Here is a 21,116-nt window from a genome sequence, read left to right as displayed (position 1 = left end):
CCGGGGGGAGACCTGCGATGAACCACGCGGAGTGGAAGACCCGCCGCCACCGCAAGCTTCTCGGCGAGGCGGTCGAGGAGAACCCTGAGTACGACCGGCTGTACGAGGAGGCCGAGTTGGCCTTCGACCTCGGCCAACTTGTGTACGACCGCCGCACGGCGCTGGGGCTTTCTCAGGTCGAACTGGCCGAGCGCTGCGGTATGAGGCAGCCGCAGATCTCGCGGATCGAGGGCGGCGGCACCGTGCCCACCATTCCGCTGTTGCGACGACTGGCGCGTGCCTTGGACGCGGAACTGACCATCAGCCTCACACCGCATGGTGAGGCTGCCTGAGCCGGTGGGCGCTCGGCAGGCGGGGGTCGCGTTCTCGTGGGCCGCAGGGTCGGGCGTTCAGGAGGAGTGCGGCTGAGCGCGGAGGGGGTCTCGGCCGACGCTCCCGTGTGCGCGGTCGACACGCGCCACCTGCGCCGCTCCGGGCAGTCGCACGGTGACCGTCAGGCCGCCGGAGGGGCGTGGGGTGAGTTGCAGGGTTCCGTTGTGGGCGCGGACGATGCTGTGGACGATGGCGAGGCCGAGGCCGACTCCGGCGTGTTCGTCTGTTCGTACGCGTTCCGTTCCGCGCTGGAAGGGTTCGGTGAGGGTGGGGAGCGACTCGGGGGTGAGGGTGGGGCCGGTGTTCTCGACGCGGAGGACGGCCGAGTCGGGGCCGGGCTCCGTGTGGACCGTCACCGTGCCGCCGGTCGGGAGGTTGTGGACGATCGCGTTCTGGACGAGGTTCGTCACCATGCGCGGGATGAGTGCCGCCGAGCCGGCCGTCATGTTCGGTTCGCCGGTGACGTCGAGGGTGATGCCGCGCTGTTCGGCGAGGGGCAGCAGGGTTTCGGCGGCTTCCTCGGTGATGAGCGACAGGTCGACGGGCTCGGGGGCGAATCCGACGCGGTCGCTGCGGCTGAGCAGCAGCAGGGCCTCGATGAGGTCGATGGCGCGGGTGTTGGCGGCGTGGAGGCGTTGGAGGAGTTCGTCGCGGTCCTGTGCGGGGTCGTGGCGGGCGACGTCGAGGAGCGTCTTCGTGATCGCGAGCGGGGTGCGCAGTTCGTGGGACGCGTTCGCGGCGAATCGCCGTTGTTCGGCGACGTGCGATTCGAGTTGTTCGAGCATCGTGTCGAAGGCGTCGGCGAGTTCGCGGAACTCGTCCTGACGGCCCTTCATACGGATCCGGTGCGACAAGCCACCTTTCGCGGCCCTGCGTGTCGCGTCCGAGATCCGGGTGAGGGGCGCGAGCATGCGGCCGGCGAGGAACCATCCGCCCACCAGGCCGAAGACGAGGAGGAATCCCAGCGCGGTGGCCGCGGCGGGGGCGAATCCGCTCATGAGCTTGGGGCGGTCGGGCCCGGTGATGATCACGACGCCGGCGGCGTCCTTGTAGTCCTCGGGGTCGTTGTGGGACGGCAGCCAGCGGAGCACGAACACCCACACCACGGCCAGCATGAGGAAGCCGGCGGCGAAGAGGAATCCGGAGTAACTGAGCGTGAGTTTCCACCGGGCACTGAGCCCCGAGCGCCTTTTCCCCGGTGCCGCGGGGGCGTTGGCGGGCCGGGCGCGCGGACGTCCGTCGTCGGAAATCCGCTGCCGGGGGGCGACCTCGTGGGGCACACGCATGCGTGCCAGCGTAAGCAACGCGGCATATCGCCCGCGTATGCGGAACCGCTCGACGGCGGGCCGGGTGCGACGCGTGGGGGCGGGGCGGAATCCCGCCCCCACGCCGCGATCGGGCGTCGTCCGGGTTGGTCGTGGACGCGGTCAGGCGTCGACACGATCAGACCTTGATCGATCAGACGCGATCAGCCGGTCGCCGCCGGTCAGACGTTGACGCCGAAGTCGCGCGCGATGCCCGCGAGGCCGGACGCGTAGCCCTGGCCGACGGCGCGGAACTTCCACTCGCCGCCGTGCCGGTACAGCTCGCCGAAGACCATCGCGGTCTCGGTCGACGCGTCCTCCGACAGGTCGTAGCGGGCCAGCTCGGCGTTGTCGACGCGGTTCACGACGCGGATGTAGGCGTTGCGGACCTGTCCGAAGGACTGGCCGCGCACGTCGGCGTCGTGGATGGAGACCGGGAAGACGATCTTGGCGACCTCGGGCGGCACCGAGCCGAGTTCGACGTTGACGACCTCGTCGTCCCCCTCGCCCTCGCCGGTGAGGTTGTCACCGGTGTGCTGCACCGAGCCGTCCGGGCTGGTCAGGTTGTTGTAGAAGACGAAGTGCGCGTCCGACAGCACCCGGCCGGTGTCGCCGAGCAGCAGCGCGCTCGCGTCCAGGTCGAAGTCCGCACCCGAGGTCACACGTACGTCCCACCCCAGGCCGACGGCGACGGACGACAGGCCGGGAGCGGCCTTGGACAGGGAAACATTGCCGCCCTTGGCGAGGGTGACTCCCACAGCGTGCGTTCCTTTCGACAGGTGTCAGAGCGTCGGGCGCGCCCGGGTAGGGCGCCGCCCGTCCCGGAAATCTACCGGGTTGTAGATCATGTGGTGCGGGGTGTGCGCGGATTTAACCGAGACATTGCTCACCGGGTGAACCGTCCCCACGGTGCCGCGTCGGGCCGGTATCCGGCCGACGCCGGACCGGTGTCAGACCGGGTCCCCGCCGCCCCCGTCGTGGCCGCCGGGGGCGTCCCCGGGCACACCCGGCGCGTTCTGCCACACCGGTGAACCGTCGACATACGGGTTGTGCTGCGGGACGCCGAATCCGCTGTGCGGGGCCGGCGCCGACGCCTGCCGGTGCAGGTCGAGGTACGACGGGCCGCCGAGCACCCCTTGCGCGTTCGCGTTGGCGGTCCACTGGTGCTCGGTCCACCCGTCGCTGACGATGCTCGCGGACGTGGCCTGCGCCGCGCGGCCGAAGGCTCCGCTGATGCCGGGGTCGGGAACGCTCGCCGGGCCCGCGAGCGCCACCGTGCCCAGGCCCGCGCCACCGGGAACCGCCGCCGCGAGCGCGGCGAGCCCCTGCTCGTCGCGCACCTGCGACCACAGGTGGCGCACGGCGTTCTCCGTCAGCGGGCCGCGCAGCTTGTTGTAACTGCTGAACAGCAGCATGGCGGCGCCGATACACGCGGCGGTCCCGAGCAGCACCACGACCAGGTTGGTCACCCAGAGCGCCGTGTCGTCGCTCGGCGAACCGGCGTACGACTCCAGGAACAGGCCGGCGATCGCGATGATCGGGACCACGGTCAGCGCGACGCGCACCGGGCGCAGCAGCGGATTGCGCGCGGCCGGGTTGAGGAACCCGAGCGCGAAGAGCCGGTCGCGCGGCGCCCGGACGGACGGCTTCGCGGCCAGCACGGCCCGCACCGACGCCACGTCGGCGGCGGCCCCGCCGATCCGTACCGCGTCCGCGGTGTCGGCCGCGACCGCGTCGCCGCCGTCCTGGCGCAGCATGGTGACCCTGCCGTTCCCGTCGATCCCCACCGCTCCCCGGCCCCGCGCGGCGAGCAGCGCCACGTCCGCGGCGCGGCCGGGCCCGCCGGCCAGGTACGCCAGCTCCATCAGCCCGAGCGTCCCCGGGGGCGGCAGGGGAGCGCTTCGGGCTCTCCCCAACTTGTCGACGCGTACCGCGAAGGCACAGACGGCGACGAACAACAGCACGTTGACGACCAAGCCGATCACCGCTAGGACCCCCTACTGCCCACAAACCGACCGCGGAGGCGATCGCCCCCGCCGTATAACACGATCCCGCCACCGTGCCAGTTCCTTGCGGGAAAGTCCCGGTTCGATATCGGCCGGGCGGCGGCAGGACGCGGGCCTTGTCATCCCGCTGCCGGCCCGGTCCCAAACTCGTGACGGGGCAGAAGTTCGCTTCGGGTCCGTGTATTCCGTGTATGCGGAGTGGGGTTCGGTTCGCCGCCGGGCGGACTGGCTGCCGCAGTCGCCTCGGGGCGGCGTCGTTTCCGAGGAGCCCGAGTCCCCCGTGGCCGGGCGGGGCCGTCACTCCGTGGGGCGGGGTTCGAGAACGACCACCGCGGTCTCGGAGGGCCGCCGCGCCGCGTGGGCGTCGAGGTGGTCGTCGGACGCGCGCCAGAGCTCCCACAGCCGGGCGCGTTCGTCCCCCGACGCGGCGCGGGCGCGCACGAGCTTTCGCCCGCCGACGAGTTCGGCGGTCGCGTCGGGCCGTGCCAGGAGGTTGAGCCACCACGCGGGTTCGCCTTCGCCCCACCCGTTCATGGCGAGCGTGACCAGGTTGTCGCCGTCCTCGAAGTAGGCGACGATGACGCCGCGCTGCCGTCCCGTACGGCGTCCGACGGTGGTCAGCCGCAGGGTGCCCCACTTGGTGCCGCGCGGCGGCCACAGTCCGACGCGGCCTCGGAAGATCCGCAGGATCCCGCGGTGCGCGTACCACGCCGTGCGAATGAACCAACGGGGCGGAAGCCGCGGGGGCTTCGGCTTGTGCTCCGGTCCGAACGACATCACGGGGAACTCCTCGCGCCGCGCCTGCTCCGGTCACCGCCGGGACGCCAAACTCTGCCGTGCGCGCGACGGCCGGCACATCAGGGAGAACCCTGGGATTCGCCCGGAGCCCGGGGGGACGAGCCGGCCGGGCCCGGCGGCTCTTCGCGCGCCGGTCGGCGTCCCGGCACCCGCACGACACCCGCCCGCCACCCGGCTCATGTATCGTCCTCCGATATCGGATGGCGATATCGGAGGATCAGTCGGGAGGACGGCCATGGACACGGCCCGCCGGTCCGGTGACGCGCGGCAACTCCCGCGGCACCTCGGCCTGTTCGACGCCGTCGTGATCGGCCTCGGGGCGATGATCGGCGCGGGCGTGTTCGCCGCCCTGGCACCCGCAGCCGCCGCGGCCGGCTCCGGCCTGCTCATCGGGCTGGCCCTGGCCGGCATCGTCGCCTACTGCAACGCCACCTCCTCGGCCCGCCTGGCCGCCCGCTACCCGCAGTCCGGGGGCACGTACGTGTACGGCCGTGAGCGGCTCGGCGCGTTCTGGGGCTTCCTGGCCGGGTGGGGGTTCGTCGTCGGCAAGACCGCGTCGTGCGCGGCGATGGCGCTGACCATCGGCGCGTACGCGTGGCCGGGCCAGGCGCACGCGGTCGCGGTCGCGGCGGTGGTGGTCCTGACCGGGGTGAACTACGCCGGCGTGCGGAAGGCCGCGTGGCTGACCCGGGCGATCGTCGCCGTGGTCCTGGCCGTGCTCGCCGCCGTGGCCACCGCCTGCCTGACCGGCGGCACCGCCGACGCCGACCGCTGGGCCCCGGGCGCGGACACCGGATTCCACGGCGTCCTGCAGTCCGCCGGCCTGCTCTTCTTCGCCTTCGCGGGCTACGCCCGCATCGCGACCCTCGGCGAGGAGGTCCGCGACCCGCGGCGCACCATCCCCCGCGCGATCTCGGTCGCCCTCGGCATCACGCTGGTCGTGTACGCCGCGGTCGCCCTCGCCGTCCTGGCGGTTCTCGGCCCGGGGCGCCTGGCGGACTCCACCGCGCCGCTGGCCGACGCGGTCCGGGCGGCCGGGGTGCCCGGGCTCGTCCCCGTCGTCCGCGTCGGTGCCGCGGTCGCGGCGCTCGGCTCCCTGCTGGCCCTGATCCTCGGCGTCTCGCGCACCACGCTGGCGATGGCCCGCGACGGCCACCTGCCCCGTCCCCTGGCCGCCGTCCACCCGCGCTTCGGGGTGCCGCACCGCGCGGAACTCGCCGTGGGGGCCGTCGTCGCCGTCCTGGCCGCCACCGCGGACGTGCGCGGCGCGATCGGTTTCTCCTCCTTCGGCGTGCTCGCCTACTACGCCGTCGCCAACGCCTCGGCGTGGACGCTCACGCGCGACGAGGGACGGCCGCCGCGCGCGGTGCCCGTCGTGGGCGGGGTCGGCTGCGTGGTCCTGGCGTTCGCCCTGCCGACGGCGTCCGTGCTCTGGGGCGCGGTGGTGCTCGCCCTCGGCGCCGCGGCCTACGGAGCGCGCCGCCTCCTCACCCGTATGTGAGCGAACCCGCGCCCTCAGCCCCGAAGTTCGTCCTCGGGCAACAGCTCCCGGGCCAGCTCCGCCAACGCCCGCCGGTCCTGCGCCAAAGCCGCCCGGCCGGCGTCGGTCGCCCGGTAGACGCGCCGCGTACGCCCGTCGACCACCCGCTGCTCGGAGGTCAGCAGTCCGTCGCCCTCCAACCGGTGCAGCGTCGGGTACAGCGTCCCGGGGCCGATCTCATAGCCGTGCGACGCCAACTCCTGTGCCATCCACGCGCCGTGGATCTCCCCCTCGGCCGCGTGATGCAGAATGTGCAGCCGCACCGCCCCCCGCTGGAACTCCCGCACCCACCCCACCTCCCCGCCGCACCCAGCGACCGACGAAACCGATATCGGCCCCCGATACTACGGGGGCCCGGGCCGCGGCCGAAAAGAGCACGCGCCGCCGCACTGCCAAAAGCAAGTACTCACTAAGTTCTTGTCAGCGGCCCGACCCCCCGCTTACGGTGTCCGTGCCCCGATCGGTGCAGGAGGAGGCGGCTGTGATCACGGACGAGCTTGTCGCGAAGCTGTGGCGGCACTGGGAGGACGGGTTCAACCAGTACGACGTCGATCTGGTGATGGCCCCGATCGACGAGGACATCGTGTTCAGCTCGCCGTTCGTGCGGCGGCGCACCGGGGACCCCGCCAAGGTCACCGTGGAGGGCTTCGACACGTTCCGGGACTACATCGACGACTCGATGCGGCGTTTGCCCGGGATCCGGTACACCATCGACTCGGTGCTGGTGAGCCCCCGGACGGTCGTGTTCCTGTACGGGATCGCCTTCGCCGACGGGCAGACCGCGAACGGAGCCGACTATCTGCGGCTGAACGACGCCGGACGCGTCGTGGAGTGGCGGTGCCACTACCCGCGGGAGTTCGTCGACGCGCGGTTGTAGGGACGGCCGTTCGGTCCCGCGCGATGACGTGTGCGGGTGGATGTGCCCGGGGATGTCGGCCACGATGTCGGTGGTGATCCGTACGTCCGACCGGCCAACACGCCCCCACGGCAAAGGAGTCCCACGATGTCCGCGCAGAACCTGTCCGCCGTTTTCCCCGTCGCCGACATGGGCGCCGCGGTGAAGTTCGTCAGCGCCGTGCTCGGCACGCAGCCCACCTTCGTGGACGGCGACCGCTGGGCGCAGTTCGACGTCAACGGCGGCCGGCTCGCACTCTCCGGCACCGACCGGGAGGGCGACGGCCCCTCGGTCATGGCCAAGGTCGCCGATCTCGCAGCGGCCCTGGCCCCGGTGCGCGAGGCGGGCTTCGACGTCGGCGACAGCGTCGAGGGGCCGCACGAGACGCGGGCCCGCGTCACCGGGCCCGACGGCTGGAGCGCGGTGCTGTACGCGCCGCGCGGCTGAGCCGCCGAAGCGCGGCGAAGGGGCGGCCCCGGGCGACCGGGCCGCCCCTTCGCCGTCGGCGGTGCGCGTTCCCGTACGCGGTCGCGCCGCCGATCAGTCGTCGCGCACCGTGACCCCCAGGGTCTGGGCGAATACCGGTGCGAGTTCCAGGAGTTGCCCCCCGCTGATGGTGGCGCCGCGAAGTGCGTCGGCGCCGTCCGCGATGCCCAGCGCCACGGCGCCGCGCAGGTCGACCGACCGCATCCGTGCCTTGCCGAAGCGCACGCCGTCCAGGGTCGAGCCGGGGAACGTCACGTCGTGCAGCGTGGCACCGGCGAAGTCGACGTCCCGCAGGAGGCAGTCGACGAACGCCACGTCGCGCAGGGTGCCGGTGCGCAGGTTCACCGAGTCGAACTTGCAGTTGTGGAACGCGACCCGGCGTAGTTCCGCCCCGAACGCCTCCACCCCGGCCAGGGCGCTCGCGATGACCTCGACGTCGAGCCAGTCGGACTCGGCCAGTTCGGTGCCGACCCAGCGGACCGTGTGCATCCACACGTCGTTGAACCGGGCGCGCCTCATGCGGCAGCCGGTGAACGTGACCGAGGAGAACGCCGATTCGGTGAACCGGGCGCTGCCGGCGTCGGTGTCCGCGAACGTGTGCCCGTCGGCCCGCACGGAGTCGTGGTCGCCGTCCCGCCGCAGGGCGCCGTGCCACGGCTCCAGGTGGCGCGCGTAGGGGAGGTCGGCGAGTTCGCGGGGTGCGGGGGCGGGCATGGGCGGACCTCGTCGGCGTCGCGGGCGGTACGGACACAGGGCACAAGAGGCCCGCGCGATCGCGGGCGCCCGGGCCCCGAGGGCCCGCCTTCGCGGGGAAGGCGCGCCCGAGGGACAACGCCTTTGACCCTATCGGCGCGGCCGACCCGGGGAGCGCGTCCGTACGCCCGCCCGTTGACGCCCACCCCCCGAGCGGTCATGATGGACGCGCTTGAACAACTGTTCAAAGAACGGTCGTACGGCGTGCTCGTCGGTCGACGCGCCGGAGGCCCGGCACCGCCCGCCGCACGGCGTCGGGGCCGGCAGGCATCAAGGCAATCGCGTGGAGGTCCGGTGAATCTCGAAGGACGTTCGGCTCTGGTCGCGGGCGGGGCCGGCGGATTGGGCAGCGCCACCGCCCGGCGGCTCGTCGAACTCGGTGTGGGTGTCGCGGTGTTCGACCGGGACGGCGACCGGGCCGACAAGCTGGCGGCGGAACTCGGCCCGCGGGCCGTCGGGGTCGGCGGCGACGTCAACAACGACGCCGACGTGACCTCGGCCATCGCGGCGGCCCGGGCGCTCGGCACGTTCTCCATCGCGGTGATGGCCAGCGGCGACGTCCCTCCGTCGCCCGCCATCGTCGACGCCGACGGGAACCCGATCGGCATCGACCTGCTGGACAACATGCTCGCCTTCCACACACGCGGCACCTTCAACATCGCGCGCCTGGCCGCCGCGGCGTTCACCGCCAACGAGCCGGACAAGGACGGCCAGCGGGGCGTCATCGTCAACACCGCGTCGATCGCCGCGTTCGAGGCGCAGACCGGACAGGTCGCCTACGGCGCCGCCAAGGCCGCGGTCGCCGGCATGACCCTGCCCCTGGCGCGCGATCTGGGCCCGCACGGCATCCGCGTCTGCGCGATAGCCCCGGGAATCATCGCCACCCCGATCCTCCCGCCCGGCCACGAGATCTACGAACTCCTGCGGAAGGACGTGGTGTTCCCCAACCGGCTGGGCCACCCCGAGGAGTACGCGCGCCTGGTCGAGTCGATCGTGACGAACCCCTATCTCAACGGCGAGAACATCCGCCTCGACGGAGCGATGCGCCTGCAGCACAAATTCGGGTGACCGCACACCGCGCTGTCGCGCCCATGGCGGTACGGTCGCGCCTCCTCCGGGGGCGAGGCTCGTACCGCCATGGGCGTTCGCGCGTGGCGGCGACGCCGCGAAACCGGCACCGAAACCCGCCTTTTCGAAACCTTGCTTTTCCTTGTGCGGACGACCTACCGTAATGGCCGCACGATCCCTCCCATCCCAGGAGTTCGATCATGGCCGCCGGTATTTCCGTCCAGCCCCGCCGGGGCAGGCGCACTTCGGGCCCGACGCCCTGACCGAGTAAACGGTCGGTTCACCGGGACAAGCCGCGGCATGCCGGCTTGACCGTCCCCGGGCACGGCACCGCGGATTTCCCCCGCGGCAATGCGCGCTGCGGCCGTGCGCGGCTCCCCCGTCGGTTCGGCCCCTTTGTTTCTCCCTGCGTCAAAGCACAGCCGAGGAGAGCACCTGTGACATCGAAAAGAACGCGAAGAATAATCGCCGTCTTCACCATGAGTTGCGTGCTGTTCGTCACCGCGTGCGGCAGCCGCGGTGACGACGGCGGCGGCGAGGACGGCGGCACGCCGGTCCGGCCCGCGGCCGTCGACGCCGACTTCGGTGATCTCGGCCGGATCTGCACCTCGGGCACCGCGTCCGGTTCGTCCGTGCAGGGCGTGACCGACAAGGAGATCCGGGTCGGCGTCGTCTCGGATGTCGGCTTCACCAAGAACTCCGAATTCCTCGACGCCGCCAAGGTGTTCACCTCGTGGTGCAACGACGCCGGCGGCATCAACGGCCGCAAGCTGGTCGCTGTCACGCGCGACACCAAGATGCTCGAAGTGCGGCAGCGCATGGCGGAATCCTGTCGCGACGACTTCGCTCTCGTGGGCGGCGGCGGGGCGCTGGACGCCATGGGCGTCCGGGACCGCCTCGAATGCCTTCTGCCCGAATTCCCCGCACAGGTCGTGCAGTTGGAGAACCAGGGGTCGGACCTCCAGGTCTCCGTCCAGGCCGCCAGCCCCAAACACTGGGCCTACGAAGGCTTTTACACCTGGCTGACGAAAGAGGCCTATCCCGGTTCGGCCGACGCGGTGGGGATTATCGGTGGGGACTCGCCGGTCTCCAAGGGCCACATCGCCCGCACCTCGGAATCACTGCGCATCGTGGGCGCGAATCCCTCGTACACCGAGCTTTATCCGCCGACCGGTGTCGCCGACTGGACCCCCTACGCGCAATCCATCAAGAACAAGGGCGTCAAGGGTCTGATCTTCCACGGGGATTACAACAGCCTCGCGAAACTGGAGCAGATCCTCACATCCATGCAGTACAAGTTGGACTGGATCGACGCGAACTCCAGCGCATACACCCCCGCGTTCCTGGAAGTGACCGGCGACAAAGCCCTCGCCTTCCAGAACAACGTCGCCGACCTCGGCGGTTTCCACCCGCTGGAGCGCGCGGACTCCAGCCCGGCGGTCAAACAGATCCTCGACCTGTACGCCAAATACGCCCCCGGCGCGAACGTCACGTTCCCCGCTCTGAAGGCCTTCTCCTCCTGGCTGCTCTTCGCGAAGTCCGCCGTCGCCTGCGGTGACACCCTCACGCGCAGGTGCGTCTACGAGACCGCCGCCAAGGAGGCCGCCTGGACCGGTGGCGGACTCCAGGCCCCGATCGACCTGACCGTCCGCACCGGTGTTCCGGTCACGTGCTTCAACGTCGAGCAGGCCGGGCCCGAGGGCTGGAAGCCCGCGGACTTCGGCGCCACCACGGGCCCGTACCGCTGCAACGCGCCGGCCACCGAGCTCCGCGGCGACTACGGCAGACCCGTCACCCTCGCGGACGTCGGCAAGAGCATGGACGACTTCCACTGATGTTCCCCTGACAACGACGTGTCTCCCGGGCCGGCGGAGCGCCGCCGGCCCGGGACACCGGATCCCTCGGGTCACCCGGCCGTTCGGACCGACCCCGCGGTGATCAGCGGCAGTTCGTCGACGGTGACCAGGCCGGGACGGGCCGCGACCACCGCCGGGATCGCGTGGACGGCGGGGTGCGCGGTGGAGGCGGCGATTTCGCCGGTCTCCGACGCGTCGATCTCGAAGCGGACGCGCACGTTCGGGACGCCCCTGACCTCGATGACGTAGCCCTCGGCGATGGGCCAGTCCGGCTCCATCGCGTTGCCGAGCCGCCAGCGCAGCCCCAGTTCGATGACCGGCTTCCCGCCGACGATGCCCCGCCAGACCCCGTTGAGCCCGCACACCGTGCCGCGCGGGATGTGCATGTAGCCGAGGTCCAGGTCCTCGGTCGCCAACCCGAACTCCGGGGTGTAGCGCACCTCGTCGAGGTCGAGGCGCAGGGCCTTGGCCATCGTCTCGACGGCGTCCAGGAAGACGAGCTGGCGCTCGCGGGCCCGGTCCGCGATCCCCGGGGTGTCCGGCGGCGAGCCGAACCCGAGCGCCGTCCAGGTCTCGGCCGACGCGTAGTCGGTGCAGTCGGCGGCCTCCCACACGGAGATGCGCTCGATCTCCCGGCACGCCGCCGCGGAGGTGAGCGCGACCGCGCTCGCGTGCCCGGGGTTGATGCCGGTCCCGTACAGCGAGACGCCGCCGCGCACCGCCGCGTCGTGCAGCCGGTTCATGTCGTGGTCGCCGTACGAGTGCCCGGTGATGAAGTTGGCGGTCGAGATGACGTTGACGCCCGCCTCCAGCAGGCGCACCATCGCGTCGACGTCCCACAGCAGCGGGGTGTACAGCACGATGTCGGGGCGCAGTGCCAGGAGTTCGTCGACATCGCCGGTCGTGGTGACGCCCAGCGTCCCGATGCCGCACAGGTCCCCGGCGTCCTTGCCCGCCTTGTCGGGGCTCCAGGCATAGGCCCCCACCAATTCGAGGCGGGGGTCCGCGAGCACGGCGCGCACCGCACTCGCCGCGACCCGTCCGGTGGTCCACTGCACAACGCGTATTGTCATGTCGCTCTCCTTGTCTGGGGTCCGGCCCCGGTGCGGATCAGCGGAGGGGGCCCGGGCAGGCGCGTTCGCGGCGGCGGTGTGCGGCCCGCCCGCCGCCCGACGGGGGTCGGGCGGGTCCGGCGCGCTGTCGGTCGCGGTGCGGGGCAGGGGTGCGGGGCAGGGGTGCGAACGGCCGCGGGGGAGCCGGCGCGGATGGGCCGGCCGATGTCACTCCGCGTGGTGCTGATGGGGAGACTAGACACGATCGTCCCCGGAACTCAATAAGAGAACTGAAGTTTTCGAAACCTGGATTTTCGCTGCGTGCCTGTCTACAGTGGCGCTCGCACGACACCTAGACCACCGGAGTGGCCACCATGACCGCCGAGCCGTCAGCCCCCTCCCGCAAGGGCCGCCTGTCCCCAGACCGCGAGAGGGAACTACTGCAGGCGGCCGTGGACTTGGTCGCGGAGCTGGGCTACGAGCAGGTGACGATGGCCGAGTTGGCCAAGCGCACGAAGAGCAGCACGGCCACGCTCTACCGCCAGTGGGAGAGCAAGCCGAAGATGGTGGTCACCGCACTCAGGATCCAATCCGACGAGCGCCGGCGGGAGATCGACACCGGCACCCTGCGCGGGGACCTGCGCGCCTTCGCGCTGCACGTCTTCGGGGAACCGTCCTCCGCCGACCCGATGACGAGCATCTGGTACGCGGCCGGTACCGACCGGGAGTTGCTGCGCACGGTGCGCGAACTCCTGATCCTGCCCGGGCTGGAGAACCTGCGGCGGATCCTCGACCGGGCGACGGAGCGCGGCGAGATCACGGACCCGGCCGCCGCCGCACTGGTCGCCCACGGCCTGTTCGGCGCCATCATGATCCACGAACTGCTGACCGGGGAGAAGGCCCGCCCCCGACTCGCGGAAGAGCTGATCGACAAGCTGGTGATGCCCGCCCTCACCGCTTCCTGACCGAAGGGAACACATGGACGACGTCGAGGCGATCCGACAGCTCAAGGCGCGGTACTGCCGCCTGCTCGACACCAAGGACTGGGACGGGTACCGCGGGATCTTCGCCGACGACGTGGTGATCGACACGACCGGCTCCGGCGGCGAAGTCGTCACCGGGGGCGACGCGTTCGTGGCGTACGTCCGAGACACGCTCGCCGACCGCGTCACCGTCCACCACTGCCACACCCCCGAGATCGCGCTCACGTCGCCGTCGACGGCGACCGGGATATGGGCCATGCAGGACCTCGTCCGTTTCGCGGACGGCTCCGAGCTGACCGGCTACGGCCACTACCACGAGACCTACGAGAAGACCGGCGACACCTGGCGCGTGACGTCGTCGACGCTCACGCGGCTGCGGATGGACATCGCCCGCCCCGAGGCCGGGTGACGGCGGGGCGCGTCGGGGCACGTCACCGTGTAGCCTCCGCTCCAGCAGCGACAACGCGCACCACTGGAGTTGCACCACATGGCGGAGCAGGCGGGACCGGGCCCGGGGCAGGACGCCGCGTCCGAGCGGCGGCGCCCGTACGACAGCCCGGTCCGCCGCGAACGCGCCCGGGAGACGCGCGACCGGATCGTGGCGAGCGGATGCGCGCTGGCACGGGAGTTCCCGACCTGGGACTGGACGGGTCTGACGGCGGCGGCGGTCGCGGACCGCGCGGGCGTCAACAAGACAACGGTCTACCGGCACTTCGGCACCGAACGCGACCTGCACGACGCGGTCATGCGCCGTCTGGAGGACGAGGCCGGTATCTCCATCGACGCCCTCGACCTGGCGAACTTCCGTGCCACGGTGACCCGTTCCCTCGCCAACCTGGCGGCCTTCGCCGCCCGCGCCGAAGGCCAGGAGCCGGGCACCCCGACGCTGGACGCCGACCGCCGGCGCCGCGACGCGCTGCTGCGGGTGGTGCTCCCGGTGACCGCGGACCGGTCGGAGGACCAGCGGCACATGGTCGCCGCCGTCCTCGACGTGCTGTGGGGCACGCCATCCCACCGGCGGCTCACGGAGGTGTGGGGCTTCGACGCCGACCAGGCGACGAGCGCGATCCTGTGGGCCCTCGACGCCGTGCTGTGGGCCGCCGAGGCCGACCCGCCGCCGCGTCCGCCCCGAGCGTAGGCGCGGCGGCGGATCGGCGGCCGTCAGCCGGAGGCGGCCCCGGCATCCGGCCCCGGAGTCCTGTCGCGGGCCACGACCGCGGCCTCGCGCAGCAGTTCGCCGCGTCCCGCGACGGCGGCCACGAGGTCCCCGTGGGTGACGACGTACCGCTCCCCCGCGAGCAGGGCGTCCGCGATGTTGCCGGCGGCCACGTCGGGAGAGACGGGGTTCCGCACCATTTCGGGGTTGCTCGCCACCATCGCCGCGTAGTCCTCCGGCCCGCCGATCTCACGGCGCACGTGGTCCGGTTGGGCGGCCGTGCTGGTCTCCAGGTGCCGCGAGGCCATCCCGGACGGGAACACGACCGAGACCGAGACGCCGTCGTCCGCGAGTTCGAGCCGCAACGTCTCCGCGAGCCCCCACACCGCGAACTTGCTGGTCTGGTACACGCCAAGGCGCGCGGCCGGGGCCAGCACCCCGGACGAGGTCGTGAAGGACAGCCGCCCGTGCGGAGCCGCGCGCAGCAGCGGCAGGAAGGCCTGAGCCGTACGCGCGGCACCGATCACGTTGACGTCCAGCACCCACCGCCACTCGTCGTCGGTCAGCCGCTCGACCGCGCCGAAAAGCTGGACGCCGACGTTCGACACCACGAGATCCGCCCGCCCGAAGCGGTCCGCGACGCCCTCCGCAGCCGCACGCAGCGCGGCCTCGTCGGCGACGTCCACCGCCGACCCGAACGCGTCGACGCCGAACTTCCCGGCCAGCGCGCCCGCTTCCGCCTCGGCGCGCTCCCCGTCCCGGTCCAGCAGCACGACCCGCAGCCCGCGCTCGGCGAAGCACTCGCCCAGCGCCCGCCCGAGCCCGGAGGCCCCACCCGTGATGACCGCGACCTCGCGACCCTGCTCGGGAATGCTCATCCGATATTCCCTTTCTGTGGTTGCTGCGCCCCGTCGAGAAGGCCTCGCAAAATTGATGCAACTCTAGTTGCATCAATATCGCGCGTCAAAGGTCCGCGTCCATGACGACCGGTTGTCGAGAACTTGTTTTTCCCCCGCGGAGCTACCTACGGTGGCGCCCAGATAAAACCCCCTCTCACCGCAGGAGTACGAATATGGCCGCGGACGCTCCCTCCGTGCCCCAGACCGAACCGGAACTGCTGCAGGCGGCACTCGACTACGTCGCGGAGGTCGGCTACCAGCGGGCCACCATGGTCGAGTTGGCCCAACGTACGAACAACGACGTCACGGCGCTCCACAGCCGTTGGGAGGACAAGCCCACGCTGATCAGCTTCGCCCTGCGGACGTACACCGACGAACGCCAGAAACTCGCGGACATCGACACGGGCACGCTCCGCGGCGACCTGCGGCTGCTGGCTGTCGGCGTCTTCGGACAACCGACCGCCTCGGCCGCGATGGACAGCATTTGGAAAGCCGCCGCGACGGACGGTGAACTGCTGCGGGCGCTGCGGGAGATCTTCGCCATCCCGGGCCTGGAATCCCTGGACCGCATCCTGGCGCGCGCCCTGGCCCGCGGCGAGATCGACGAGAACAACCCCGCCCTCGTCCTGGCCGAAAGCGTCCTGTTCGGCCCGCTCATCATCCAGGAACTCATCAACGGCGACCGGCCCGTTCCCGAACTCGCGCTGAACATCGTCGACCACGTCCTGATGCCGGCGCTCACCGCGCCTCCCGCGGTGTCCCCCGCCGGAGCCGGAGCCGACACCACCCCGTGACGTCCGCCCGGATCGCGGTCCACGCCCGCGATCCGGCACGGCGGCCCGGGCCGCCGGGGTGTTCGGGCCAGGCTGTTCAGGCCGGGGCGTCCGACGGCTCCGCGGTGGTGGGCAGGCGTACCTGGAAGGCGGTGTCGCCCGGGGCGGACTCGACGTGGAGGCTGCCGTGGTGGCGGTTCACGACGATGCGCCAGGAGATGGCCAGGCCGAGGCCCGTGCCCTCGCCGACCGGTTTGGTGGTGAAGAAGGGGTCGAAGATCCGGTCGCGGACCTCGGCGGGGATTCCCGGTCCGGTGTCGCGGATCTCGACGAGGAACTGGTCGCGGTCGAGTGCGGTGCGGACGGTCAGCGTGCCCGTTCCGGCCATCGCGGCGACGGCGTTGTCGATGAGGTTGGTCCACACCTGGTTCAGCTCACCGGGATAGGCGGGGATTCTCGGCAGTGAGCGGTCGTACTCCCTGACCACGCGGATGTCGCGGCCGATCTTGCCGGAGAGCATGGTCAGCGTGCTGTCGAGCAGTTCGTGCAGGTCGGCGACCTGGTAGGGCGCGCGGTCGAGTTGCGAGTACTGCTTGGCCGCGTCCACGAGGTTGGAGATGCGGGCCGTCGAGTCCTGGATCTCGTTCATCAGCAGCTCGGTCTCGACGGTGTAGTTGAGCCACCGCACGGCGCCTTCGAAGGTCTCCTCGTCGACCGCCGCGGCGACCTGGTCGAGCCAGTCGGTGCCGAGGCCCGCCTGCACGAACGTGGGGGCCAACTGCCAGCCGTCCGCGATGCCGTGCGCGTCGAGCCAGTCGGCGAGCGCGTCCTCCCGGTCGGCGGCTTCGAGCGGGCTCAGCGGCGTCGCCTTGGCGACCTGTTCGGCGGTGCGCTCCTGGATGCCGACGAGGGTCTCCAGGGTGTCGCGGCGGTACGGCCCGGCGGCGATCACCCCGAGCTTGTGCCGCATCCCGGCGACCCGCTCGCGCAACGCGGACGTGGCCCGGACCGCGGCGGCGGCCGGGTTGTTCAGCTCATGGGTCAGACCCGCCGACAGCGAGCCGAGCGCGAGCAGCCGCTCGCGCTGGTTGACGACCCGCTGCGTGTTCTGGGTGCCGAAGAACAGCCCCTCCAGCAGGTGGACGGCCATCGGGAACCAGTCGCGCATGATCGCGGCGAAGGTCTCGGCGGGCAGGACGAACAGCCGCGACGGCTCGGTGACGCGGGCGGAGCCCTGGTAACGCGCGTGCTCGGGGCCCTTGACGTACGCCTGGAACGCCCCCGCGTACACCCCGCGCTCGGAACTGCGGGTGACCTCCACGTCGTCGCCGCCCACCCGCCGCGACAGCACGATCGTGCCCTGGAGCAGCACGTAGAAGCAGGTGGCGTCGTCGCCCTCGCGGTAGAGGTAGCCGGGCTCGACCCGCTCGACGCGGCCCTCCCGGCACAGGCGGGCCAGCTGCTCGTCGGACAGCTTGTCGAAGAGGAAGAGCGTGGCGAGTTCTTCCTTGTCACAGGGCATCGGCTGCGCGGTCACGACTGCTCCAGGTACCGGTGGACGAGCATGACGGCCATGGCTCCTTCTCCTACCGCCGAGGCGACGCGTTTGGCCGATTCGGCGCGGGCGTCCCCGGCCACGAATACCCCGGGCACGCTGGTCTCCAGGTGGTACGGCATGCGGTCCAGCTCCCAGCCCTTCGGCGTCTCCCCCGCGACGGCCAGGTCGGGGCCGGCGATGATGAACCCGTGCGCGTCGCGCGCGACCGTGTCGGCCAGCCAGTCGGTGAGCGGGGCCGCGCCGATGAACACGAACAGCCATTGCGCGTCGACGCGTTCGGTGATCCCGTCGGCCACGTCGCGCAGCGTCAGGTGCTCCAGGTGCTCGGCGCCGTGGGCGGCCTCGACGGCGGTGCCGGTGCGTACGGCGATGTTGGGGGTCTGCTCGATCTGCTGGATCAGGTAGTGCGACATCGACGCGGACAGCGACGGGCCGCGCACCAGCAGGGTGACCGACTTCGCGCCCCGGGCCAGGTACATCGCGGCCTGCCCGGCGGAGTTGGCGCCGCCGACGATGTACACGTCGTGCCCCTGGCACGCGGCGGCCTCGGTCAGCGCCGATCCGTAGAAGACCCCGCGCCCGGTCAGCTCGGCCAGGCCGGGGGCGTCGAGCTGCCGGTACGACACCCCCGTCGCCAGGATCACGCTGTGGGCGGAGACCGCCGAGCCGTCCGAGAACCGGACCGTCCGCGACGCGCCGGTCACCTCCAGGCCGGTGACCTCGCACGCGGTCAGGATCTCGGCCCCGAACTTGGCGGCCTGCCGCCGGGCCCGGTCCGTCAGCTGGGCGCCCGAGACCCCGTCGGGGAAGCCCAGGTAGTTCTCGATCCGCGAGCTCTGGCCGGCCTGGCCTCCGGTGGCGGAGCGCTCGACGATGACGGTCCGCAGCCCTTCGGAGGCGCCGTAGACGGCCGCGCCGAGACCGGCCGGCCCGCCGCCGACGACGATGAGGTCGTAGAAGTCGGCGGTCGGCGCGGTGGCCAGGCCGACGTTCGCGGCGAGGTCGGGGGCGGCGGGCTCGACCAGCGCGGACCCGTCCGGGGTGATCACCACCGGGAGCCGTTCCGCGTCCTGGCCGGCGGCGGCCAGCAGGCGGCGGCCCTCGGGCTCGTCGCAGGAGTACCAGCGGTAGGGGACCTGGTTGCGCGCGAGGAATTCGCGTACCTCCGACGACCGCGCGGACCAGCGGTGGCCGACGACCTTGGTGGCCGTCACCGACCGCCGCTCGGTGGCGCGCCACGCGTCGAGGAGGTCGTCGAGCACCGGGTACAGCTTCTCCTCGGGCGGGTCCCAGGGCTTGAGGAGGTAGTGGTCGAGGTCGACGACGTTGATGGCGTCGATCGCCGCGTTGGTGTCGGCGTACGCGGTGAGCAGCACGCGCCGGGCGGCGGGGTGGATGTCGATCGCCTGTTCGAGGAATTCGATGCCGTTCATCTGCGGCATGCGGTAGTCGGCGAGGATCACCGCCACCAGGTCCCCGCGCAACTTGAGCTCCCGCAGGGCGTCCAGCGCGGTCTCGCCGGACTCCGCCCGCACGATCCGGTACGACCCGCCGTAGTGACGCCGCAGGTCGCGCGCCACCGCGCGCGACACCCCCGGATCGTCGTCCACGGTCAGGATGACGGTCTGCCCCGATCCGGATGCTGTCTGCGCCACGTCTCCCACCCGAGTTCCACGGCCGTGCGGCCTCCGAACACCGGGCTCTCCGAGCCACGGCGACGCCCCCGGCGCCTCCACATCGTATGCCGCGTGTTCGACCGCCTCACCTTGTCTCGAATCAACCCCCAGTGTCGCAAAAATCAGCTTTTCTTGTCAGCGATTGGGGCTGGGGTGGCCGAAGGCGCCCCGGTAGAAGAGCAGCGGGCCGCGGTCGTCGCGGGGGGCTTCGAGGGCGCGGACACGGCCGATGACGATGAGGTGGTCGCCGCCGGGAACGGTGTCCTCGAGGGTGCAGTCGATCCAGGCGAGGGTGCCGTCCGGGATCGGCGGACCGGCCGGCGCGGCCGTCCAGGGGACGCCGGCGAACTTGTCGGCGCCGCTCACCGCGAAGCGGCGGCACAGGTCCTCCTGGTCCTCCGCGAGGATGTTGACCGCGAAGCGCCCGGCCTTCGCGATCCGCGGCCACGATGTCGAGGTCTTCGCGACGAAGAAGGCGACCAGCGGCGGGTCGAGCGACAGTGCCGAGAACGACTGGCAGGCGAAGCCGACGGGGGTCGCGCCGTCGATCGCGGTGACCAGCGTGACGCCGCTGGCGAAGTGGCCGAGGACGTGGCGGAACGCGGCGGGGTCGACGGTCGGGTGGGGATGCGGGGTGCCCATGTCGGGATCCTCAGGGTGCGGGCGGACGAACGTCCGCGCGGTGGACGGCTGTTCGGTGGCGCGGCCGGGGTGCGCGGCCGGGCCCGGCGTCACTCCTTGACGCCGACGCTCCACAGGTACGCGGGCGCGGCGCGGTTGAGCAGGTGGTCGCCGACGACGCGCTGCTTGTAGATGACGGGGTTGTGCACGCTGAGCGTGCGCGCGTTGCGCCAGTGGCGGTCCAGGGCGCGGGAGCCGGCGACCGTGGAGGCGCCGCCGGTCTCGAACAGCAGGGTCGCGGCGGTGAGGACGGCGTCGGCGACGGTGATGTACGCCTTCGACACGGCGATCTCGGCGGTGTCGTACGCCGCCTCGGGCACCGGGCCCGCCGGCCGTAGCCGGTTGATCTCCTCCAGGTGCGCGACGGCGGCCAGGGTGGTGGCCTCGGCGGTGAACGCGTACGCAGCCAGCCGCCCGACGACCTGCTGCACGAGCGGGTCCGCGGCGGGGGTGTCGCCGCTGCCGTGGCTGAACACGCGGCGGCGGCCCCGCACGTAGTCGACGCCGTCGCGGACGACCGCGCGCGCGACCCCGCTGAGCGTGGCCAGGTGGACCAACTGGTAGAAGGCGTACATGTAGTTGGGGCCGCGCTCGCCGCGCCAGAAGACGTCGTCGGGGTCGACGGCCACGCCGTCGAGGCGGGTGGTGCCGGACGCGGTGAGGCGCTGTCCGAAGCCGTCCCAGTCGTCGACCCGCTCGACGCCGGGGGCGTCGCCGCGCACGAGGGCCCAGCCGAGGTCGTCGCCGCGCTGCCCGAGGACGGCGATCCAGTCCGCGTACAGGCTGCCGGTGCTGTAGTGCTTGCTCCCGGTCAGGTGCCATGGGCCTTCGGGGTCGCCGGACAGCGCGGTGTCGAGGCGGCCGGGGGCGCCGTCGCCGATCTCGGTGGCGGCGTTGCCGACGACCGCGCCGTCGCCGATGCGGCGCAGCCAGCGGTCGCGGGCCGCCGACGGCGCGTCGGCCAGGCGGTCCTCGGTGAAGCCGAAGTGGGCGCGCAGGATCTGCGGCAGGTTGGAATCGGCCTCGCCGAGGTCGACGAGCAGGCGGAACAGGTCGGTGACGGACGCGCCGGAGCCGCCGTACTCGACGGGCACGCGCACGGCGGTGAAGCCGGCCTCGGCGAGGCGGGCGACGGCGTCGTACGCGAGTTCGCGGTGCTGTTCGCGGGCGACCGCGCCGGCGGCGATGTGGTCGAAGACCGGCCGGAAGCGGGCGGCGAGTTCGGGGTAGCCGGCCGGGGCGGTGGAGGTGTCGGTCATG

At 72.0% G+C, this 21,116-nt stretch carries 22 protein-coding genes; 10 read left to right on the top strand and 12 right to left on the bottom strand.

All coding sequences use genetic code 11. The features are described 5' to 3' along the window. Positions 1-17 precede the first annotated feature (17 nt). Positions 18-332 carry a helix-turn-helix domain-containing protein gene (locus LO772_RS35445; RefSeq protein ID WP_231776148.1) on the top strand — a complete coding sequence of 105 codons (315 nt, stop codon included), beginning with the start codon at positions 18-20 and terminating at the stop codon, positions 330-332. 57 nt (positions 333-389) lie between these two features. Here LO772_RS35445 and LO772_RS35440 read toward each other — a convergent pair whose 3' ends face one another. From LO772_RS35440 to LO772_RS35425, 4 genes are all read right to left on the bottom strand, one after another. Continuing rightward, entirely contained in the window at positions 390-1,658 is a 1,269-nt protein-coding gene (locus tag LO772_RS35440) for a sensor histidine kinase (RefSeq protein WP_231776147.1), read from the bottom strand. A 200-nt stretch (positions 1,659-1,858) separates the two neighbouring features. Next, a complete protein-coding gene (locus LO772_RS35435) occupies positions 1,859-2,434 on the bottom strand; it encodes a TerD family protein (protein WP_231776146.1) in 576 nt (191 codons plus the stop codon). A 192-nt stretch (positions 2,435-2,626) separates the two neighbouring features. Next, positions 2,627-3,661, bottom strand: a complete 1,035-nt coding sequence (locus LO772_RS35430; protein ID WP_231776145.1) for a TIGR04222 domain-containing membrane protein — start codon at positions 3,659-3,661, stop codon at positions 2,627-2,629. A 318-nt stretch (positions 3,662-3,979) separates the two neighbouring features. Continuing rightward, positions 3,980-4,459 carry a nitroreductase/quinone reductase family protein gene (locus LO772_RS35425; RefSeq protein ID WP_231776144.1) on the bottom strand — a complete coding sequence of 160 codons (480 nt, stop codon included), beginning with the start codon at positions 4,457-4,459 and terminating at the stop codon, positions 3,980-3,982. Positions 4,460-4,715: 256 nt separating this feature from the next. Here LO772_RS35425 and LO772_RS35420 point away from each other — a divergent pair, with 256 nt between their 5' ends. Continuing rightward, complete coding sequence (locus tag LO772_RS35420) at positions 4,716-5,981, top strand: APC family permease (RefSeq protein ID WP_231776143.1); 1,266 nt, start codon at positions 4,716-4,718, stop codon at positions 5,979-5,981. Positions 5,982-5,995: 14 nt separating this feature from the next. Here LO772_RS35420 and LO772_RS35415 read toward each other — a convergent pair whose 3' ends face one another. Continuing rightward, entirely contained in the window at positions 5,996-6,307 is a 312-nt protein-coding gene (locus tag LO772_RS35415; protein WP_231776142.1) for a PadR family transcriptional regulator, read from the bottom strand. Between the two features lie 194 nt (positions 6,308-6,501). Between LO772_RS35415 and LO772_RS35410 the strand changes: the two genes are divergently transcribed. Both LO772_RS35410 and LO772_RS35405 read left to right on the top strand, forming a co-directional pair. Then, positions 6,502-6,897 (top strand): nuclear transport factor 2 family protein, encoded by a 396-nt coding sequence (locus LO772_RS35410; protein WP_231776141.1) that lies wholly within the window; start codon positions 6,502-6,504, stop codon positions 6,895-6,897. 126 nt (positions 6,898-7,023) lie between these two features. Next, a complete protein-coding gene (locus LO772_RS35405; RefSeq protein WP_231776140.1) occupies positions 7,024-7,362 on the top strand; it encodes a VOC family protein in 339 nt (112 codons plus the stop codon). A 93-nt stretch (positions 7,363-7,455) separates the two neighbouring features. Here LO772_RS35405 and LO772_RS35400 read toward each other — a convergent pair whose 3' ends face one another. Further along, positions 7,456-8,115, bottom strand: a complete 660-nt coding sequence (locus tag LO772_RS35400; protein WP_231776139.1) for a pentapeptide repeat-containing protein — start codon at positions 8,113-8,115, stop codon at positions 7,456-7,458. Positions 8,116-8,448: 333 nt separating this feature from the next. Between LO772_RS35400 and LO772_RS35395 the strand changes: the two genes are divergently transcribed. Both LO772_RS35395 and LO772_RS35390 read left to right on the top strand, forming a co-directional pair. Then, positions 8,449-9,222 (top strand): SDR family NAD(P)-dependent oxidoreductase, encoded by a 774-nt coding sequence (locus LO772_RS35395; RefSeq protein ID WP_231776138.1) that lies wholly within the window; start codon positions 8,449-8,451, stop codon positions 9,220-9,222. Between the two features lie 479 nt (positions 9,223-9,701). Beyond that, a complete protein-coding gene (locus tag LO772_RS35390) occupies positions 9,702-11,057 on the top strand; it encodes an ABC transporter substrate-binding protein (RefSeq protein WP_443089350.1) in 1,356 nt (451 codons plus the stop codon). 71 nt (positions 11,058-11,128) lie between these two features. Here the strand turns inward: LO772_RS35390 and LO772_RS35385 are convergent, their stop codons facing one another. After that, positions 11,129-12,151: an NAD(P)H-dependent amine dehydrogenase family protein gene (locus tag LO772_RS35385; RefSeq protein WP_231776136.1), complete on the bottom strand. Its 1,023-nt coding sequence runs from the start codon at positions 12,149-12,151 to the stop codon at positions 11,129-11,131. Positions 12,152-12,504: 353 nt separating this feature from the next. On the opposite strand from LO772_RS35385, the gene LO772_RS35380 reads away from it, so the two are divergent. From LO772_RS35380 to LO772_RS35370, 3 genes are all read left to right on the top strand, one after another. Continuing rightward, on the top strand, positions 12,505-13,095 hold the full coding sequence (locus LO772_RS35380) for a TetR/AcrR family transcriptional regulator (protein WP_231779824.1): 591 nt from the start codon (positions 12,505-12,507) through the stop codon (positions 13,093-13,095). Between the two features lie 13 nt (positions 13,096-13,108). Further along, entirely contained in the window at positions 13,109-13,522 is a 414-nt protein-coding gene (locus LO772_RS35375) for a nuclear transport factor 2 family protein (RefSeq protein ID WP_231776135.1), read from the top strand. Positions 13,523-13,600: 78 nt separating this feature from the next. Then, positions 13,601-14,251, top strand: a complete 651-nt coding sequence (locus LO772_RS35370; RefSeq protein WP_231776134.1) for a TetR/AcrR family transcriptional regulator — start codon at positions 13,601-13,603, stop codon at positions 14,249-14,251. A gap of 23 nt (positions 14,252-14,274) precedes the next feature. Here LO772_RS35370 and LO772_RS35365 read toward each other — a convergent pair whose 3' ends face one another. After that, positions 14,275-15,147, bottom strand: coding sequence for an SDR family oxidoreductase (locus LO772_RS35365; protein WP_231776133.1), 873 nt, complete (start codon positions 15,145-15,147; stop codon positions 14,275-14,277). Positions 15,148-15,362: 215 nt separating this feature from the next. Between LO772_RS35365 and LO772_RS35360 the strand changes: the two genes are divergently transcribed. Beyond that, positions 15,363-15,962 (top strand): TetR-like C-terminal domain-containing protein, encoded by a 600-nt coding sequence (locus LO772_RS35360; RefSeq protein WP_231776132.1) that lies wholly within the window; start codon positions 15,363-15,365, stop codon positions 15,960-15,962. A 76-nt stretch (positions 15,963-16,038) separates the two neighbouring features. Here LO772_RS35360 and LO772_RS35355 read toward each other — a convergent pair whose 3' ends face one another. From LO772_RS35355 to LO772_RS35340, 4 genes are all read right to left on the bottom strand, one after another. Next, entirely contained in the window at positions 16,039-17,478 is a 1,440-nt protein-coding gene (locus LO772_RS35355; protein WP_231776131.1) for an ATP-binding protein, read from the bottom strand. Beyond that, positions 17,475-19,154, bottom strand: a complete 1,680-nt coding sequence (locus tag LO772_RS35350; RefSeq protein ID WP_231776130.1) for an FAD-dependent oxidoreductase — start codon at positions 19,152-19,154, stop codon at positions 17,475-17,477. The genes LO772_RS35355 and LO772_RS35350 overlap by 4 nt, the downstream gene beginning before the upstream one ends. 156 nt (positions 19,155-19,310) lie before the next feature. Then, positions 19,311-19,817, bottom strand: a complete 507-nt coding sequence (locus tag LO772_RS35345; RefSeq protein WP_231776129.1) for a flavin reductase family protein — start codon at positions 19,815-19,817, stop codon at positions 19,311-19,313. Positions 19,818-19,906: 89 nt separating this feature from the next. Continuing rightward, entirely contained in the window at positions 19,907-21,115 is a 1,209-nt protein-coding gene (locus tag LO772_RS35340) for an acyl-CoA dehydrogenase family protein (RefSeq protein WP_231776128.1), read from the bottom strand. Position 21,116 lies beyond the last annotated feature (1 nt).

The organism is Yinghuangia sp. ASG 101, from assembly GCF_021165735.1.
GTDB lineage: Bacteria > Actinomycetota > Actinomycetes > Streptomycetales > Streptomycetaceae > Yinghuangia.
Note: the sequence above shows the minus strand (reverse complement) of the source record. Positions and strands in the feature narration are given on the sequence as shown.

Coding starts and splice junctions, on each gene's coding strand:
- LO772_RS35385 (WP_231776136.1), bottom strand. CDS start 12,151: ATGACAATACGCGTTGTGCAGTGGACCACCGGACGGGTCGCGGCGAGT.
- LO772_RS35440 (WP_231776147.1), bottom strand. CDS start 1,658: ATGCGTGTGCCCCACGAGGTCGCCCCCCGGCAGCGGATTTCCGACGAC.
- LO772_RS35380 (WP_231779824.1), top strand. CDS start 12,505: ATGACCGCCGAGCCGTCAGCCCCCTCCCGCAAGGGCCGCCTGTCCCCA.
- LO772_RS35370 (WP_231776134.1), top strand. CDS start 13,601: ATGGCGGAGCAGGCGGGACCGGGCCCGGGGCAGGACGCCGCGTCCGAG.
- LO772_RS35375 (WP_231776135.1), top strand. CDS start 13,109: ATGGACGACGTCGAGGCGATCCGACAGCTCAAGGCGCGGTACTGCCGC.
- LO772_RS35400 (WP_231776139.1), bottom strand. CDS start 8,115: ATGCCCGCCCCCGCACCCCGCGAACTCGCCGACCTCCCCTACGCGCGC.
- LO772_RS35445 (WP_231776148.1), top strand. CDS start 18: ATGAACCACGCGGAGTGGAAGACCCGCCGCCACCGCAAGCTTCTCGGC.
- LO772_RS35340 (WP_231776128.1), bottom strand. CDS start 21,115: ATGACCGACACCTCCACCGCCCCGGCCGGCTACCCCGAACTCGCCGCC.
- LO772_RS35420 (WP_231776143.1), top strand. CDS start 4,716: ATGGACACGGCCCGCCGGTCCGGTGACGCGCGGCAACTCCCGCGGCAC.
- LO772_RS35405 (WP_231776140.1), top strand. CDS start 7,024: ATGTCCGCGCAGAACCTGTCCGCCGTTTTCCCCGTCGCCGACATGGGC.
- LO772_RS35345 (WP_231776129.1), bottom strand. CDS start 19,817: ATGGGCACCCCGCATCCCCACCCGACCGTCGACCCCGCCGCGTTCCGC.
- LO772_RS35365 (WP_231776133.1), bottom strand. CDS start 15,147: ATGAGCATTCCCGAGCAGGGTCGCGAGGTCGCGGTCATCACGGGTGGG.
- LO772_RS35425 (WP_231776144.1), bottom strand. CDS start 4,459: ATGTCGTTCGGACCGGAGCACAAGCCGAAGCCCCCGCGGCTTCCGCCC.
- LO772_RS35390 (WP_443089350.1), top strand. CDS start 9,702: ATGAGTTGCGTGCTGTTCGTCACCGCGTGCGGCAGCCGCGGTGACGAC.